This window comes from Citrobacter sp. Cpo074, from assembly GCF_030332745.1.
Classification (GTDB): Bacteria; Pseudomonadota; Gammaproteobacteria; order Enterobacterales; family Enterobacteriaceae; genus Citrobacter; species Citrobacter portucalensis.
In genome coordinates this window covers 267,295-284,650 of the sequence record NZ_JAOWHG010000033.1, presented here as the reverse complement: position 1 = coordinate 284,650, position 17,356 = coordinate 267,295, and the positions used below count along the sequence as shown (strand labels likewise).

Sequence of the window (17,356 nt, the reverse complement as noted above, 5' to 3'; positions counted from 1 at the left end):
GAGTTTAAGCAATTCGGCAGGCGTCGGCTTCCCAGCGATACCCCACGCCATAGACCGCGCGGATAAACGACTGCTCGGCATCAAGCGACTCCAGCTTGCGTCGCAGGTTCTTAATATGGCTGTCGATGGTGCGGTCTGTAACGACGCGGTAATCGTCATAGAGATGATTGAGCAACTGTTCACGGGAGAACACTTTTCCCGGCTCATGTGACAACGTTTTAAGTAAGCGGAATTCGGCGGGCGTTAAATCGAGCATCTTCCCACGCCAGGAGGCCTGAAAACGGCCTTCATCGACGATAAGCGGGCTGTCTGCATCCATTTGTTGCAGTTCGCGCTGCGGTTTGCAACGACGCAGGATCGTTTTTACGCGCGCGACAACTTCGCGCGGGCTGTAAGGTTTACAAATATAATCATCAGCACCGATCTCCAGCCCCAGCAGGCGATCAATCTCTTCGATTTTAGCGGTTACCATCATGATGGGGACTTCTGAGAAGCGGCGAATTTCCCGACACAGAGTCAGACCGTCGGTACCGGGCAGCATCAGATCCAACAAGATCAGATCGGGCGGCGTTTGGCGCACGTAAGGCAGAACCAGGTCGCCGTGGTTGATCAGCGTAGGGGCATAGCTCGCTGCCCGCAGGTAGTCGATCAGCAGTTGCCCCAGCTTAGGCTCATCTTCCACGATCAGAATACGCGGTGTGTTTTCATCAATGGGTAACTCAGTCATACATCTCTCTGTAAATCGCGTTCCAGCGGTAACTCTACTGTAATGCTAACCCCACCAAAAGGCGAATGGGCGGCACGAATCAGACCATTATGCGCTTGTACGATATTGACGCAAATCGCCAGCCCCAACCCGGAACCTCCACTGGCGCGGCTGCGCGAGCCTTCGGTGCGATAAAATCGTTCAAACAGCTTCTGTAACTGCTCGTCACTTACGCCGGGAGCGGAATCAGCGAAGGTTAATAACACCATGCGTTCGCGTTGTTCGGCGCTGATATGCAACCCGCCACCGCTATCGGTGTAGCGCAGACTGTTTTCCAGCAGGTTGTTGAACAGCTGCATCAGACGATCCCTGTCACCAAATACCGTCATGCTGTCGGGGAGCGAAAGCTGTATGGTCAATCCACGGCTGGCGAAGCGTTCACGAAATGCGCCGCTTGCCACTTCCAATAGGGGGATGAGGTCCAGCGATGTTTTCTGGTAGGCCAGCGCGCCTTCATCTGACATGGAGAGCTGATGAAGGTCGTCAACCAGTTTGGTGAGCGTACCGACTTCAGCCTGCAACGAGGCAACGGAGTCAGGGGTAAACTGGCGGACACCATCCTGAATGGCCTCCAGTTCACCGCGCAACACCGCCAACGGCGTACGCAGTTCGTGAGAAATATCGGCCATAAAGTCACGACGCATCTGCTGGTTTTTTTCCAGTGTACTGGCGAGCTGGTTGAAGTCCTGCGCCAGCTTGCCCAGCTCATCCGTACTGGTTGGCGTAACGCGAGTGGTGAAATCGCCCGCCGCCAGTTTGTGCGTGCCTTCCACCAACCGCTTAACCGGGGCCAGCAGGCTGCGCGCCAGCGTAAACGTCGCCAGCGCGGCCAGGATCGTGGAGAGCGCAACGATAAGCCAGCTGGATCGTCGTTGCTGCATGTCGAAATTGATATCCGTATTCCGCGTTAAGCGTTCCACAGGAGAGGCAATCACGGCGCCCACTTCGCTACCGTTAACGCGTATGGGATGGCGCATGCCGTCGCGAGGAACTGGGCCGCGCGGGCCGACAAGCACACGGGCGTTTTGGTCGACAACCCAAAACTGTGTACGCCAGCCGTGCGGCGGCATGCCTGGACCCGGTTTATCATCGTCGTTGTCGTGTTCAAAAGAGCGCAGGATCTGGAAAACAAAACGATCGTTATTGCGTAAGAATCGCCAGTTGCCGTGCTGCTCGTACTGCTCGCTTAATGCGTCGCTGAGCATTTGCAGCCGCTGCTCGTTGCCGTGCTTGATATAGTCAATAAAACCACGTTCGAAGCTAATGCGTACGGCCCAGTGCATGCTGATCAGCAACACAATGCAGGTGGCGAAAATCGCCAGAAACAGTTTGCCGGTGATACCGGGCCGCCAGAACTTCATCAGGTGCTCCTTTTGCGCCGTGAAATCACCGCGTTGGTTTGCGTGTCGTTCGGCACGCGGGCAAAAATAATGGCGGGCAGCGCAATAATGAAGGCGATGCACAGCCAGGTATACATAAAGACGGTATGCGTACTTCCGCTGTCGATGGCGATATGCTGTTGGCCGAACATGCCCAGCAGCAGGCCAGCGATGGTCACACCAATACTCATCGATAGCTGCATGATCATCGACAGCAGGCTGTTACCGCTGCTGGCCAGATCGTCAGGCAGATCTTTTAACGTAAGCGTGTTCATGGATGAAAAACGCGTTGAGTTGACCATTCCCTGTAAAAACAGCACGAAGGGCAGGGCGTAATACCAGCCCAGCAGTGCCGTGGTCATTAGCAACAGACTGACCAGCGACAGGCCAAGCGTAGTGGTAATCAGCACACGACGGTAACCAAAGCGGTTAACGACCTGCACCACAATGCGCTTCATGCCCATACTGCCCAGCACCATCGGGATCATCATCAGCCCGGCATGAAAAGGTGAAAAACCGAGGCCAATCTGTAAAAACACCGGTGTCATAAACGGCAACATGCCGCTGCCGATGCGTCCGGCAAAACTGCCGAACAGACCTAGCGAGAAGGTTGGTGTGCGAAACAGATTCAGGCTGAATAGCGCACGCGGATTACGATGGGCGTGTTTCAGATACAGCGCAATAGCCAACACCCCGCAGATAACCAGCGCCGCCAGCGTGATACTGGAGAGGCCGGTTCCTTTGCTGCCATCGAGCGCTAGCGTCAGTACCGCCATGCCGACCGCCAGCATCGCGAACCCTGAGAGGTCGAAACGTCGGGTTTGCATGGTGTAGTTGGGCATCAGCATTAACGTCGCTATTGCGCCGACAATGCCTACCGGAATGTTAATCAAAAATATCCAGTGCCAGGAGGCGTATTCAACCAGAATTCCGCCTAACGCCGGGCCCAGCAGCGGGCCGATTTGACCGGGTAAAGTGACAAACGTCATCGCCGCCATATATTGCTCACGCGGGACGATTTTCATCACCGTTAGCCTGCCGACCGGCACCATCATCGCGCCGCCAACGCCTTGTAAGACGCGCGCCATCACCAGCTCGTTGAGCGTGCTGGACCCGGCACAAAACAGCGAGCCAAGCGTAAACAGGATGATGGCGGTGAAGAAGATATTACGCACGCCAACTTTGTCCGCCAGCCATCCGCTGGCGGGCAGCATCACGGCAACAGTTAAAACATATGACACAATGACCATATGCATGTGTAACGGGCTTTCCCCGAGGCTTGCCGCCATCGAGGGAAGCGCGGTGTTAACGATGGTGGTATCCAGCGACTGCATAAAAAAGCCAAATGCCACAATCCAAAGTTGCCAGCGGGTGCTGTCGGGAAGTTCTGTCATAACTCTGCTACCGGTTTGCTGTTTTTACGCGAAAAACGCAGACGCAGACGGTCGAAAAAGAGATAGACCACGGGCGTGGTGTACAGCGTCAGGAGCTGGCTCACGACCAGCCCACCGACAATGGTTATCCCCAAGGGCTGACGCAGTTCAGAGCCATCCCCTGCGGATAACACCAACGGCAACGCGCCAAACAACGCCGCCAGCGTGGTCATCATTATTGGGCGAAAGCGCAACAGGCAGGCCTGGAAAATAGCTTCTTCCGGCTGTAGTTTGCCGTTTCTCTGCGCTTCCAGCGCAAAATCGACCATCATGATGGCGTTTTTCTTCACAATGCCAATTAATAGCATGATCCCTATCAGGGCGATTAGGCTGAACGGGGCATTAAACAGCTCCAGCGCCAGCAACGCCCCGACGCCAGCCGAAGGTAGCGTGGAGAGAATGGTCAGCGGATGGACATAGCTTTCATACAGCATACCCAGCACGATATAGACCGTGGCGATGGCGGCGATAATCAGGATCACCTGCGAATTCATGGTGTCCTGAAATACCTGTGCGGTACCGGCAAAGCTACCGCGAACCGTGGAAGGGACGCCGAGCTGGGTCATGGTTCTGTTGATGGCCTCTGTCGCTTCTGACAGTGAAGAACCTGTCGGCAGGTTAAACGACACGGTTGAGGCGGCAGACAAGCCCTGATGGTTCACAGACAGTGGCGCATTCGCCGGCTGCCATTTAGCAAAGTACGATAACGGGATCGCTTTACCGTCATTGTTGATGACGAACATTTTGTCCAGTGCGCTGATGTCCTGGGTGTAACGTCGATCGACCTCCATCACCACTTTGTACTGGTTCATCGGCTGATAGATGGTAGAGATCTGTCGTTGTCCGAAAGCGTTATTCAACAGGCTGTTGGCGGCTGCCACGTCGATCCCCAGACGAGACATGGTGTCGCGATCGTAAATCAGATTCATCTCCGCGCCATTGTCCTGCTGATCGGAGTTGACGTCTGCCAGTTGGGGCAGGGCGGCAAGCGCCTTACGGATCTTCGGTTCCCACTCACGCAGCGCCGCGAGATCGTCGGACAGCAATGTGTATTGATAGCTGGCGTTGGCCTGGCGTCCACCAACGCGAATATCTTGCACCGCCATTAAAAACAGATTCGCACCTGGCTCTTTTGAAAGCGCGACGCGCAGGCGGTCGATCACCTGCTGAGCCGTTTCATGGCGCTCATCACGTGGCTTGAGGGTAATAAACATCATCCCGCTGTTGACCCGCGAACCACCGGTAAAACCGGTGACGTTATTCACCGCCGGGTCGTCGCGGATGATCTTCATAAAGTCCTGCAGTTTGCCGCGCATGGCCTGAAATGAGATGCTCTGGTCGGCCTGGATCCCACCCATCAATACACCCGTATCCTGTTCCGGGAAGAAGGTTTTGGGGATGGAAATATAAAGCCAGATATTCAGCGCGATGGTACCGAGTAACACCACGCCTACCAGCCGCGTATGGCGCAGCACCCATTTAAGCGAGGTGCCGTAACTCTGTTGCAGCGCCACCAGCACACGACCAAAACCCCGTTTACGAGACTGTTCGCGCGGGGTGCTGGATTTGAGCATCCAGCCGCACATCATTGGCGTTAATGTCAGCGACACCAGCAGTGAGATACCGATAGCAACCGACAGCGTGACGGCAAATTCGCGTAGCAAGCGTCCAGGCAATCCGCCCATTAACAGCAGTGGCAGGAACACCGCCACCAGCGACAGGCTCATGGAGAGCACGGTGAATCCCACTTCGCGCGTACCCTGTAACGCCGCCTGGAGCGGCTTCATTCCTGCTTCCAGGTGGCGGGCAATATTTTCCAGCACAACGATGGCGTCATCGACGACAAATCCCGTAGCAATGGTGAGCGCCATCAACGACAGGTTGTTCAGGCTGAATCCGCACAGATACATGGCGGCAAAGGTACCGATCAGCGAGACCGGAACCGCTACCGCGGGGATCAGCGTCGCACGCCCGGAGCGCAGGAAAACAAAGACCACCAGGATAACCAGCGCCACGGAGATAATCAGCGTCTGTTCGACTTCCTCCAGTGAAGCGCGAATGGTCGGCGAGCGGTCCTGGGCGATTTGCAGATCGATGGCGGCCGGTACCAGCGTTTGTAGCTCCGGTAATTTGGCGCGAATGCTGTCTACCGTCTGAATGATATTGGCTTCCGGTAGCTTGCGGATCATCAACAGAATGGCCGGTTTGGCATTGGTCATCCCCGCGTTGCGTACGTCCTGCACCGAGTCGGTTACAGACGCAACGTCGCCCAGTCGTACCGCCGCGCCGTTATTGTAGTGGATGATAATCGGCTGGTATTCGGCGGCGGTTTTCAGCTCATCGTTGGTTTGGACCTGCCAGCGGTGAGTATCATTCTCGATAGCACCCTGCGGCTTACGCACGTTGGCGTTGTCAATTGCGCTACGCACGTCATCCAGCGACACGCCCTGGTTAAACAGCGCTTGCGGATTAAGCCCTACACGCACGGCAGGCAGAGAGCTGCCTCCAACGTCCACGTCGCCCACGCCGTCGATTTGCGCGATGGTCTGCGCCAGTTGTGTTGATGCGAAATCGTAAAGTTCGCCCTGCGAGTAGGTGTCCGACGTCAGCGTTAGGATCATGATTGGCGCATCGGAAGGGTTGGCTTTGCGATACGTTGGTCGGCTCGGCATCCCGCTGGGTAGCAGACTTTGCGCGGCGTTAATTGCGGCCTGAACGTCCCGCGCCGCGCCATTGATGTCACGGTCGAATTTGAATTCGAGAATAATACGCGTACTTCCAAGTGAACTGCTTGATGTCATTTCGTTCACGCCCGCAATGCGCCCCAGCGAGCGCTCCAGCGGAGTTGCGACCGAGGACGCCATCGTTTCGGGTGAGGCACCCGGTAACGATGCGCTGACCATGATCACCGGAAAATCCACCTGCGGTAGCGGAGCGACCGGCAGCAGACGAAATCCGAGTATGCCGCACAGGGTGATGGCTACCGAAATGAGAATGGTCGCCACCGGACGATGAATGAAAAGCGCGAAAAATTTCATTTACGCTTCCTCTTCCTGACGTGGGAAGCGGCTTTTCACGTACAACGACAGACGGTCAAACAGCAGATAAATCACCGGGGTGGTAAACAGGGTTAATACCTGACTCACCAGCAGCCCACCGACCATGCCAATACCTAATGGGCGACGTAACTCTGCGCCCACACCGGTACTCAACATCAGCGGTAACGCGCCGAGCAGTGCCGCCAGTGTAGTCATCAGGATCGGGCGAAAACGCAGCAGACAAGCCTGGAAAATGGCATCGCGTGGTGACATTCCCTGTTCGCGCTCCGCGGCAAGGGCAAAGTCGATCATCATGATGGCGTTTTTCTTGACGATACCGATGAGCAAAATAATGCCGATAATCGCGATGACGTCCAGTTCGCTCCCGGCAATCATTAACGCCAGGAGCGCCCCGACGCCCGCCGTCGGCAACGTGGAGAGAATAGTAATTGGGTGAATAAAGCTCTCATACAGCACGCCGAGGACGATATACATCGCGACAACCGCAGCCACAATCAACCAGATGGTATTTCCCAGCGCGGCCTGGAAGGCGAGCGTGCTGCCCTGGAACTGGGTGGTAATATTTGCGGGCAGGTTAAGCGTTTTTTCGGTATCCAGAATGGCCTGTACCGCATCACCCAGCGACCACTCGTCTGGCACGTTGAACGAGATGGTGGTGACCGGGAACTGATCGAGGTGGTTAATCGACAGCGGGGCAAAACGCTGTTCAACACTGGCGATCGCGCTGAGCGGTACTATGCCGCCGTCGCTACTGGTCAGACGAATTGTATCCAGTGCCGCAAGCCCTGGCGTATTGTTGGTATCATGTTCTAACACTACGCGATACTGATTCGCCTGGGTGTAGATGGTTGAAATCAGTCGCTGGCCGAAGGCGTTGTACAGGGCGTTGTCGACATCTGACATGCTGATGCCCAAACGGCTGGCGCTGTCACGATTGACGTTCACATATGCTACCAGCCCTTTATCCTGCCAGTCGCTACTGACATCGGACAGTTGCGGTAGCTGATTTAGTTTTGCTATCAGCTGTGGAACCCAGGTGCTGAGGGCATCAAGGGATGTCGCTTGCAGCGTGAACTGATATTGCGTCCGGCTGACCTGAGTATCAATCGTCAGATCCTGAGTGGGCTGAAGATAAAGGTCAACGCCGGGAACTCTGTCAACCGCATCCTGTAGGCGCGCAATCACTTTCTGCACCCGATCGTCGCGTTCATCCAGCGGCTTAAGGTTGATTTGTAAGCGCGCGCTGTTCAATGCCGTATTAGTGCCGTCCACACCGACAAAAGCGGTCAGGCTTTCTACCGCCGGATCTTTCAGAATGACATCTGAAACCTGACGCTGGCGCTGGGCCATGCTGGCAAATGAGCTGGACTGCGGTGCCTGCAGCGTGCCCTGGATAATGCCGTTATCCTGGATCGGAAAGAAGCCTTTGGGGATAAAGACCCATAGCATAACGCTCAGCGCCAGCGTGCCGAGCGCAACGCTCAGCGTGAGCCACGGATGGTTGAGCACTTTCGCCAGCCAGTGGCCGTACCCGGCAATAACGCGATCAAACATGCGCTCTGAGGCACGGGAGAAGCGGTTTTGCTTACGCAATGAGGCCTGATTCAGCATACGCGCGCACATCATCGGCGTAAGAGTGAGCGAGACAACGGCGGAAATCAGAATCGCCACGGCCAGCGTCACAGCGAACTCCCGGAATAATCGACCTACGATATCACCCATAAATAGCAGTGGGATCAGTACGGCGATCAGTGAAAATGTCAGAGAGATGATGGTAAAACCAATCTCGCCCGCGCCCTTCAGGGCAGCAGTCAGCGGTTTTTCGCCTTTTTCGATATAGCGTGAAATATTCTCGATAACCACGATAGCGTCATCCACCACAAAACCTGTCGCAATGGTTAGCGCCATGAGGGTCAGGTTGTTGATGGAGAAATCAAGAAATACCATCACCGCGAAAGTACCGATTAACGATAACGGTACGGCGACCGCAGGAATAATGGTTGCCGGAATATTGCGCAAAAACAGGTAGATAATCATGACTACCAGCGCAATCGCCAGCATCAATTCAAATTGGGTATCCGCTACGGACGCACGAATATTGGTTGTACGATCGGAAAGTACGCTGACCTTAACCGATTTGGGCAGGCTCTCGGTGAGCTGCGGCAGCATCTGGCGGATACTGTCTGCCGTGGAGATGATGTTTGCGCCAGGCTGACGCTGAACATTCATCACTATAGCTTGTTGCTTATTGGCCCATGCGCCCAGCCAGCTGTTTTCGGCCCCTTGCTCAACGGTGGCAACATCGCCCAGACGAACCGGTGCCCCGTTTTTATAGGCAACAATGAGCTGACGATATTCATCCGCGGACTGCATCTGGTCGTTGGCTGAAAGGGTAACGGCACGCGTTGGGCCATCAAGACTCCCTTTTGCCGAATTGACGTTGGCACCGGTAATGGCCGTACGGATGGTTTCGCTGGTCAGACCGAGTGCGGCAATAGCCTGAGCGTTAAGCTTCACGCGGACCGCCGGACGTTGCCCACCAGAAAGTGTTACCAGACCCACGCCGGAGACCTGAGAGATTTTCTGCGCGACGCGGGTTTCGACCATATCTTCCACCTGCGTCATCGGCATGGCGCTGGATGTGACCGCCAGCGTCATGATCGGTGGATCTGCCGGGTTTACCTTGCTGTAGACCGGAGGGTTAGGGAGATCGCTGGGTAATAAATTGGTGGCGGCGTTAATCGCGGCCTGAACTTCCTGCTCGGCAACATCCAACGGGAGCGTCAGTTGAAACTGTAACGTAACGACCGATGCGCCACCGGAGCTTTGTGATGACATCTGTTTTAAGCCAGACATCTGTCCAAACTGACGTTCAAGCGGTGCGGTGACCGCCGAGGTCATGACGTCCGGGCTGGCGCCAGGGTAGAGCGTAACGACCTGAATCGTGGGGTAATCCACTTCAGGTAAGGCGGCGATTGGCAAGAAGCGATAACCGATAATTCCGGCAAGCAAAATCGCGACCATCAGCAGCGTGGTGGCGACGGGGCGCAGAATAAACAGGCGCGATGGTCCGCCTGTGTTGTCCGGAGGTAACACCTGCATCAGGAGTTAGCTCCTTTTTTGCCGTATCCGCGTGGAGCTGTTTTCTCGTCGGAAACAGAGGCGTCGTGCGCCTCAACGACTTCGACTTTTGCGCCTTCCGTCAGACGGTCAATCCCGTCGGTCACGACCCGATCGCCCGCAGAAAGCCCGGCGGCAATCACCACTTTTTGGCTATCCTGAATACCCGGTTTAACCAGGTGTTTGCTCACTTTATTGTCGCTATTCAGTACCCAGACAAAGTGGCCTTCGTTACCCATTTGCAGGGCGGCAGTTGGGATCACAACGGCATTTTGTTCCGTGTCGACCAGCATGCGGGCGTTAACGAACTGGTTAGGGAATAAAGCATCATCCTGATTGTTAAAACGAGCCTTAACTTTGATTGTTCCGGTGGTGGCATCAATCTGATTGTCGAGACTGAGCAGGACGCCTTCGCTCAGCTTTTGCGAATTGGTTCGGTCCCAGGCTTCGACCTTCAACTGGCTCCCCGATTTTTGTGCCTGCAACACGGTAGCAATGTCGTTTTCAGGCAACGTAAATATCAGGTCGATGGGATGCGTTTGCGTAATGACGACGATTCCGGTGGTATCGCCGCTGGAAATTTGGTTACCGACATCGACCTGTTTCAGGCCGACACGACCATCGACAGGCGCGGTTATCCGGCTCCAGTCGAGCTGCAACTGAGCGCTGGCGACACTGGCTTCATCCGCTTTGATTGTGCCTAACGTCTCGTTGACCAGCGCCTGCTGGGCGTCCAGCTCCTGACGGGAGACCAGATTGGTTTTAACCAACTGTTGATAGCGGGCAAGATCGCGACGGGCATTCGCCAGCGTGGCTTTATCTTTTGCCAGTTGTCCCAGCGCCTGAGCCAGAGCAACTTTGAACTGGCTGGGATCTATCTCTGCCAGCAGGTCACCGGCTTTAACCTGTTGTCCTTCCTCAAAGTGTAAGGCGATGAGTTGACCATCCACCCGACTACGCACCGTGGCGGTATTTGCGGCAGTAACGGTCCCCAGCCCTGTCAGATAGCGTGGCACGGCTTCCTCGGTGGCGGTGGCAGCCTGCACGGGAGCCAACGGTCCGGAGCGCATTCCACGCCGTCCTGACCCCGCCGTGTGCTGCGCGGGTTTGGTCGCGCCCGGTGCGGTTCCCTGGGATGCGCTGCGGCTTTGCCAGAACCAGATGGCGGCGACGGCGGCCACGACGATCACGATTGCTATCACCCAGCGGGATTTATTACTGCCTTTCATTGTTATGAGTTTCTCATCCTGAAACGATTCGCGGAATGATACTAGTTTAGCCAGTGAACAAGGGAGAAAAATGGAGGAATTATGAAACACTGTCGGGATTCGTCTGAATGCTGACGCGGCTTTGCGAGGCGTTACGCAACAATCGGTGGTGAAGATAGCGAATACGCAATTGTGCGATAGAGTGCTGACAAGGCAAAAAGGAGGAAAGCCAGAGATTTCAGCAGGACGCTGTAACGGGAAAGCCCCTCCCGAGGAAGGGGCCAAAATAAGGAAAGGGTTATGATGAAGCAGGTCATCATACTGGTGATACTCTTAGTCATTAGCTTCGCGGCTTACTAAGACACCAGGGGGAGGGGAAACCCTCCCTAACCCTCACTCCTGAAAATAAGTCACAGCAAGGATGATGTCAATACGCACACTTTTCAGCATGCGAGCGGCTTAGCGGAAAACAACGTCAGCCCAGCGGGCCAGTCCGGCGGTGACAGAACCGAAGTCATCGCCACCCGCGATAGGGATCCCGGGAAGCTGCTGGGCGAGGGCTTTTTTAATCAGCGGCGAACGCGCGCTGCCGCCGGTCAGATAAATCACGTCCGGTTTTTCCTGTGCGTTGTCCAGCGCCAGCTGGACCTGCTCCAGAATACGCGCCAGGGGCTGATTGAGCGCAGCTTCCAGTCCGTGTTGATTGATATCGGTTGCCAGCGTGTCGCTGATAAACGGTATCGCCGCCGTTACAATGGTCTGGTCGGAAAGTGCGATTTTGCTCTCTTCTGCACTGCGCACCAGGCGATAGCTCAGACGCTCGCGCCAGACTTTAAGCAGCAGAGCGACTTTATCGGCTTCTCTTGCGTCGCGGACAAGATCGTTGAGCAATCTACCGTTGGCGCTGCTGTAGAAATCACTTTGCGCGGGAACGTCGTTGATTGCGACCGCGTTCCACCACGGGAGAATCGGTAAGGCGATACCTTTTTCTGTCTCACCGCCCATACCCAGCAGTGGCATCAGGTGTTTAAACGCCAGCGCGATATCCAGATCGTTCCCGCCTACGCGGCAGCCACTGTGTCCCAGCAGGCTGTTTTCGCGATCGGCACGCTGATGCCATTGCGGCCCCATCAGCAGCAGTGAACAGTCGGTCGTACCCCCGCCGATATCCACCACCAACACGCGTTTTTCTTCCTGCAGCGTCGCTTCGTAATCCAGTCCCGCCGCTACCGGCTCGTACTGGAAGACGACATCCTGAAAACCGGCGCGTTTGGCCGCACGTTCAAGAATACCCTGCGCCTGGGTGTTGGCGTCATCGCCACCTAATCCCTGGAAGTTGATGGGCCGACCAATCACGGCCTGAGTGATAGCTTCCGGCAGCTGGCTTTGCGCCTGGTTGCGAATGTGCAGCATCATTGCACAGACCAGATCTTCAAACAGCGCAACCTGCTGAGGCTTCAGACCGCTGGCGCCCAAAAATGATTTTGGCGATTTAACGAAGTACACCTCTTCCGGGTCTTCAATATACTGACCCAGCGATGCCAGACCGAACTGTACGCTGTTGGCGTTAACGTCGATGTCTTCTTCGCGGTTGTAGCGCATCGCACGGCGAAGCAGCGCCTGCGTTTCATCATCCGTAGTTGGGATGTCATGATGGCGATACAGCCACTCGCTAACCGCTTCGCGCGTTGGTGCGCACAGCATTGAGGGTAGCAGCGTGCTGTTATTTTCCATTTTGAGCAGGTGGGGCTGCCCGTCACGCATAACGGCCACTGAACAGTTTGCCGTACCGTAGTCAAAACCAATAAACACCGTAAAAATCCCCATGCCAGTGAAGAAGGGGCGTGACTTTAACGAATAGTTGACGCCCCGACAACTGGAATATGAAAGCAAGGCATACTGATTGAATACCGTTTATGCTGTAGGTTTGCGTAAAAAGGAAAACTGAATGTTCACGCTGAGCTGGCAACCACCTTATGACTGGCCCTGGATGATGGGATTTCTTGCCGCCCGTGCGGTTGAAGGTGTCGAAACCGTAGAGGAACTGAGCTATGTCAGAAGCCTGTGCGTAGGGGGGCATCGTGGTCTGGTGCGCGTTGTCCCGGATCTGCACGCCAACGTGCTACACGTGACGTTGAGCACAGGGTTACAGCCGGTCGCCTCCGAGTGCCTGGCAAAAATAACGCGCTTGTTCGATCTTGGCTGTTGCCCGCAGCAAATTATCGCCGCGCTGGGTAGCCTCGGTGCGGCGCGTCCGGGACTGCGCCTGCCGGGATGTGTCGATGCGTTTGAGCAAGGGGTACGGGCGATTTTAGGGCAGTTAGTCAGCGTATTGATGGCCGCTAAACTGACGGCGAAAGTGGCGCACGCTTACGGGGAAGCGCTGGAGGATGCGCCCGAGTATGTGTGTTTTCCTACGCCGGAAGCGCTTGCCAATGCCGATCCGCTACGCCTGAAAGCGTTAGGAATGCCGCTCAAACGCGCTGAAGCGTTGATTCACCTGGCTCATGCAACCCTTGAAGGAACGCTCGCGACAACAGCCCCTGCCGATATCGAACAAGGCGTTAAGCAGCTACAAACGTTTCCCGGGATAGGGCGCTGGACCGCCAACTATTTCGCGCTACGTGGTTGGCAGGCGAAGGACGTTTTTCTGCCGGATGATTATCTGATTAAACAGCGTTTTCCCGGCATGACACCGGCCCAGATCCGACGGTATGCAGAGCGCTGGAAACCCTGGCGCTCCTATGCGCTGTTACATATTTGGTATACGGATGGCTGGCAACCGTCAGTTGATGGCGAAATTACTGGTATTCAGTAGCAGATCCAGCGGTTGGGCATCGGCAATAATATCGCCATAAATCATATCAACACCGATGCCAGAAAGCGTATCCATGATGAGTGGCAACTGAACCGGACCGGCGATAGTTTTTATGTCCAGGCGCTGGGCATGACCCTGAATAATGGACACCCACATTTCGTCGATCAGGTTGCCGGGAGCGCTGGCACTTAGCTCGCTGTCGAGCAACAGGTAATCGACAAAGCGATATTTCAGGTTGTCAAAGAGCTCTAAATCGCGACCAACCTGACTTAATACAATTCGACAGCCGTACTGGCGCAGCCGATGCAGGGCAGACACCGCCTGCGTTGGGTTGGTTTTGATGACGCTTGCCGGAATGGTCAGATGCAGCAATCGCGGCGGTAGTGGACTGCGTTGCAAGTGCTCCAGCAGCTCATCGATAAGTTCTGTGTTGAGCAGGCCGACGGCGGAAAGGGGCAGGGCAATACTGAGGCCCTTACTGGCTACTGCTTGGGCAGAGTTCTGGAAGAACTCGCTAAATACCCGACGGTCAAGCGCCTTGCTTAACGCGGGATCGACCAGCCCAGCGCGGAAGGCTTGCTCCTCAATGACTTCACCCTCAGCGGTGCCTAAGCGAAGCGAAATAATCCAGAAGCTAAACGTCTCCGGTATACGCGGGGAAGCCACACCTCTGGCGATCATCAGCATTGGGTTGTGCATAATGGTGTGTCTTTGTTCATCCAATGTCAGTTGACTACGCGCGGCATGGGCCTGGCTTTGCTGAGGTTCATAGACACATACTCGTCCACGGCCGCTGTTTTTCGCCGCGTAGCAGGCGATATCGGCCTGAGACATCACATCGGTCGCGATATGGTTTTTCTCATCAATGAGCGTAATCCCTGCGCTGGCGCCAATACGGTGTAAGCGGCCTTCCCATATGAAGTGGTAATCATTAATGGCGCTGATGACGCGACCTGAAATAAAGCGGGCGCTTTCGATATTACAATCCGGTAGCAACAGACCAAACTCGTCGCCGCCCAGGCGTGCCAGCATATCGCTGGATCGCAACATGCTGAGCATAAGCGCTGAGAGTTCACGCAGCAGAGCATCGCCGGCGGCATGACCCGCGCTGTCGTTCACTGCTTTAAAACGATCCAAATCGATAAAAACCAACACATGGCGCTGGTGCGTGTCGTGTACCGAATGCAGCAATTGTTTTAGATGGTTTTCGAAGCTGACCCGGTTTGCCAACTGCGTCAGGTCATCATGCGAGGCGCTGTAGCTAAGCTGGCGGAGCATCTTCCGCGACTCGGTAACGTCCTGAATAACCAACACCGAGCCAATGCTGCCGCCGTCGAGGGTGCTGAGGGGCGTGATGCTGTACTGAATGTCATAACTGTTGCCGTTACGACAATGCAGGACCACTTCCTGTTCGATTGCCGTACGTGACATGTCAGCACTGTAGATATTTTCCATCAGCGGACCGTTCTCGCCAAAAGTAATATGTAGTACCGTCAATAGCGGAATGCCGATGGCACTGTCCTGCTGCCAGCCGCTCATTTTCTCAGCAACCGGATTCATAAAGGTCACGTTCATATCGACATCAATACAAATCACCGCTTCGCCGATTGAATCCAGCGTAATGTGAAGGCGCTCTTTTTCCTGAAACAGCGCTTCGTTAAGCTGCTTGACTTCGGTCATATCCATATTGATACCAAGTAAGCGTTCAACTTCACCGTCTTTATTCAGTACCCGGTTGGCCAACGAGCGGATATGGCGTATGCCATCTTTTACCGCGATACGAAACTCAAGCTTAAACGGAGCCCGTGCGGCCAGTGAGTCACGAATCACATTTTCGGCGTACTCACGATCTTCGGGTACCACGCACTCATACCAGACTTGCCAACTGGGCTTGATATGCGCAGGAACTTCGTAGAGATCGAACATCCGTTTATCCCAGCTGATCACGTCAGGCTGGAGTTCCCATTCCCAGATCCCAATCCCCCCGGCTTCATTGGCGAGGGTAATGCGCTCCATCAACCGTTTGTTAATCCACTCGGTATGCTTCAGGTCGTTAATGTCCTCAACCTGCGCGATAAAATAGAGTGGGGTATTGTCGCTATGACGCACCAACGAAACGGCCAGCAACGCCCAGACGACGTCGCCCGAACGGGTGTAATAGCGTTTTTCCATGGAATAGCTATTAATCTCTCCGCGTGCCAGCATGTTCAACTGTTCAATGTCGTTGTTCAAATCTTCCGGCCAGGTTAATTGCTGGAAGGTCAGTGAACGTAACTCCTCCTGGCTATAGCCCAGAAACTGACACAAGGCTTTATTGGCCTGTAACCATTGCCCCTCGGTACCGACTAACGCCATGCCAATCGCGGAATATTCCATGGCGTTGCGAAAGCGTGACTCGCTTTCTGAAATGTGCTTGCGTTCGGCTCGAAACGCGTACATCACCATGGTCATCATATTGGCGGGCAACAGGATCATCAAAAACGGTAGCCACGGTATGCTGGTCAATACGGTCAATTTAGGGGTGTAGAGCAGCGAAGGGTCGGCGGCCAGCATCAGCGAAACCATCATTACGGTGCTGAGGAATATTAAAAATGCCTCCATACGCGGCAGACGGACAGCGCTCCACATCAGCAGGACAATAACGCAGGTAAATGGCCATGGAATGTACATCATGGACAGCCAACTGAGCGTTAAGGTCACCAGCAGGGTAATCAGGGTCTCAAGCAATAATCGCGGGTCGCGATGGCGCAACAGGTAATGTGGTTTAAACAGTAAACCTAACGGCACCAACGCCAGTGCGCCAATGGATTCTGACAGTACCCAAATGAGAAAGGTATTTAACGACGTGTCCTTCGGCAGCAACAACCACATCAAAATGCCGCCCAACAGTGGTGGAACAACCGCGCTACCAAATGCCAGGCGCGCCCAGTCATTCAAATTTTGTAAGGGATTGTACCAGGGCAGCAGTTTACGCAATAACATTGCGCCAACAACAGCCTCAATAATGTTAATGACCGTATAGGCGAAATTAAGCGACTGTCCGGGGAAAAAAAGTAAAGAGGCGCCGATGCTACCGAATGAGCAAGCCAGCGCGATCCCAGGCCACATCTTTCCCGCGTGACGGTAAAAAGCCACCATCATGATAGAGGTTGGAAACCACAGAGGGGCAAGCTGTGCGCCGTAACGTGATAGTTCCAGCGAAAACAACGTAAAGATGAAAGCCACCAGACCTAAACTGGCCAGGCGCAGTAGAGGATGGGGTAAGGTAACTAAAACATGTTGGGATTGTTTACTCATTACCACTCTACCCAAATAGCCGTTGTCGCCCAGCAGAGATGCCGGACGCATCACATTTAATCTGGGATTATGCTAGTACAAACAATTTACAATTTATACGCCAGCTGCTCATAAATTAACACTCCCAAGCTATTAATTCCTAAGGCAGGTGAATAAATATAGCGGCTGTTCTAAATCTGACCATTTTAATTTGCGACAGGGACAGCATTGGTGCAGCCTGGGGTGGCATCGCGCCGCTGAAATCCCTATAATTGCCGCGTTTGGCGTTTCGGCGCC

Annotated in this window: 10 protein-coding genes; 2 read left to right on the top strand and 8 right to left on the bottom strand. The window is 54.7% G+C overall.

The window, feature by feature from the left end; all coding sequences use genetic code 11:
- Positions 1-4: 4 nt before the first annotated feature.
- From baeR to OGX83_RS15640, 6 genes are read right to left on the bottom strand one after another with little or no spacing between them, the layout of a single operon-like run.
- Positions 5-727 carry an envelope stress response regulator BaeR gene (gene baeR / locus OGX83_RS15665; protein ID WP_032943946.1) on the bottom strand — a complete coding sequence of 241 codons (723 nt, stop codon included), beginning with the start codon at positions 725-727 and terminating at the stop codon, positions 5-7.
- Positions 724-2,127: an envelope stress sensor histidine kinase BaeS gene (gene baeS / locus OGX83_RS15660; RefSeq protein ID WP_286588497.1), complete on the bottom strand. Its 1,404-nt coding sequence runs from the start codon at positions 2,125-2,127 to the stop codon at positions 724-726. Before baeS ends, baeR begins: the two co-directional genes overlap by 4 nt.
- Positions 2,127-3,539: an MFS transporter gene (locus OGX83_RS15655; protein ID WP_003834276.1), complete on the bottom strand. Its 1,413-nt coding sequence runs from the start codon at positions 3,537-3,539 to the stop codon at positions 2,127-2,129. The genes baeS and OGX83_RS15655 overlap by 1 nt, the downstream gene beginning before the upstream one ends.
- Positions 3,536-6,616, bottom strand: a complete 3,081-nt coding sequence (gene mdtC, locus OGX83_RS15650) for a multidrug efflux RND transporter permease subunit MdtC (RefSeq protein WP_128612022.1) — start codon at positions 6,614-6,616, stop codon at positions 3,536-3,538. Before mdtC ends, OGX83_RS15655 begins: the two co-directional genes overlap by 4 nt.
- Positions 6,617-9,739, bottom strand: a complete 3,123-nt coding sequence (locus OGX83_RS15645) for an MdtB/MuxB family multidrug efflux RND transporter permease subunit (protein ID WP_008785211.1) — start codon at positions 9,737-9,739, stop codon at positions 6,617-6,619.
- Positions 9,739-10,986: an MdtA/MuxA family multidrug efflux RND transporter periplasmic adaptor subunit gene (locus OGX83_RS15640; RefSeq protein ID WP_137377509.1), complete on the bottom strand. Its 1,248-nt coding sequence runs from the start codon at positions 10,984-10,986 to the stop codon at positions 9,739-9,741. The genes OGX83_RS15645 and OGX83_RS15640 overlap by 1 nt, the downstream gene beginning before the upstream one ends.
- Before the next feature lie 279 nt (positions 10,987-11,265).
- On the opposite strand from OGX83_RS15640, the gene OGX83_RS15635 reads away from it, so the two are divergent.
- Positions 11,266-11,325: a type I toxin-antitoxin system Ibs family toxin gene (locus OGX83_RS15635; RefSeq protein WP_100280300.1), complete on the top strand. Its 60-nt coding sequence runs from the start codon at positions 11,266-11,268 to the stop codon at positions 11,323-11,325.
- A gap of 99 nt (positions 11,326-11,424) precedes the next feature.
- Here OGX83_RS15635 and yegD read toward each other — a convergent pair whose 3' ends face one another.
- Entirely contained in the window at positions 11,425-12,777 is a 1,353-nt protein-coding gene (gene yegD, locus OGX83_RS15630) for a molecular chaperone (RefSeq protein WP_032943940.1), read from the bottom strand.
- A gap of 136 nt (positions 12,778-12,913) precedes the next feature.
- Between yegD and alkA the strand changes: the two genes are divergently transcribed.
- A complete protein-coding gene (gene alkA / locus OGX83_RS15625; protein ID WP_234102669.1) occupies positions 12,914-13,783 on the top strand; it encodes a DNA-3-methyladenine glycosylase 2 in 870 nt (289 codons plus the stop codon).
- Here the strand turns inward: alkA and OGX83_RS15620 are convergent.
- Positions 13,751-17,080 carry a diguanylate cyclase gene (locus OGX83_RS15620; RefSeq protein WP_286588492.1) on the bottom strand — a complete coding sequence of 1,110 codons (3,330 nt, stop codon included), beginning with the start codon at positions 17,078-17,080 and terminating at the stop codon, positions 13,751-13,753. The two genes, alkA and OGX83_RS15620, sit on opposite strands and share 33 nt — an antisense overlap.
- Between the last annotated feature and the right edge of the window lie 276 nt (positions 17,081-17,356).

Coding starts and splice junctions, on each gene's coding strand:
- baeR (WP_032943946.1), bottom strand. CDS start 727: ATGACTGAGTTACCCATTGATGAAAACACACCGCGTATTCTGATCGTG.
- baeS (WP_286588497.1), bottom strand. CDS start 2,127: ATGAAGTTCTGGCGGCCCGGTATCACCGGCAAACTGTTTCTGGCGATT.
- OGX83_RS15655 (WP_003834276.1), bottom strand. CDS start 3,539: ATGACAGAACTTCCCGACAGCACCCGCTGGCAACTTTGGATTGTGGCA.
- mdtC (WP_128612022.1), bottom strand. CDS start 6,616: ATGAAATTTTTCGCGCTTTTCATTCATCGTCCGGTGGCGACCATTCTC.
- OGX83_RS15645 (WP_008785211.1), bottom strand. CDS start 9,739: ATGCAGGTGTTACCTCCGGACAACACAGGCGGACCATCGCGCCTGTTT.
- OGX83_RS15640 (WP_137377509.1), bottom strand. CDS start 10,986: ATGAAAGGCAGTAATAAATCCCGCTGGGTGATAGCAATCGTGATCGTC.
- alkA (WP_234102669.1), top strand. CDS start 12,914: ATGTTCACGCTGAGCTGGCAACCACCTTATGACTGGCCCTGGATGATG.
- OGX83_RS15620 (WP_286588492.1), bottom strand. CDS start 17,080: ATGAGTAAACAATCCCAACATGTTTTAGTTACCTTACCCCATCCTCTA.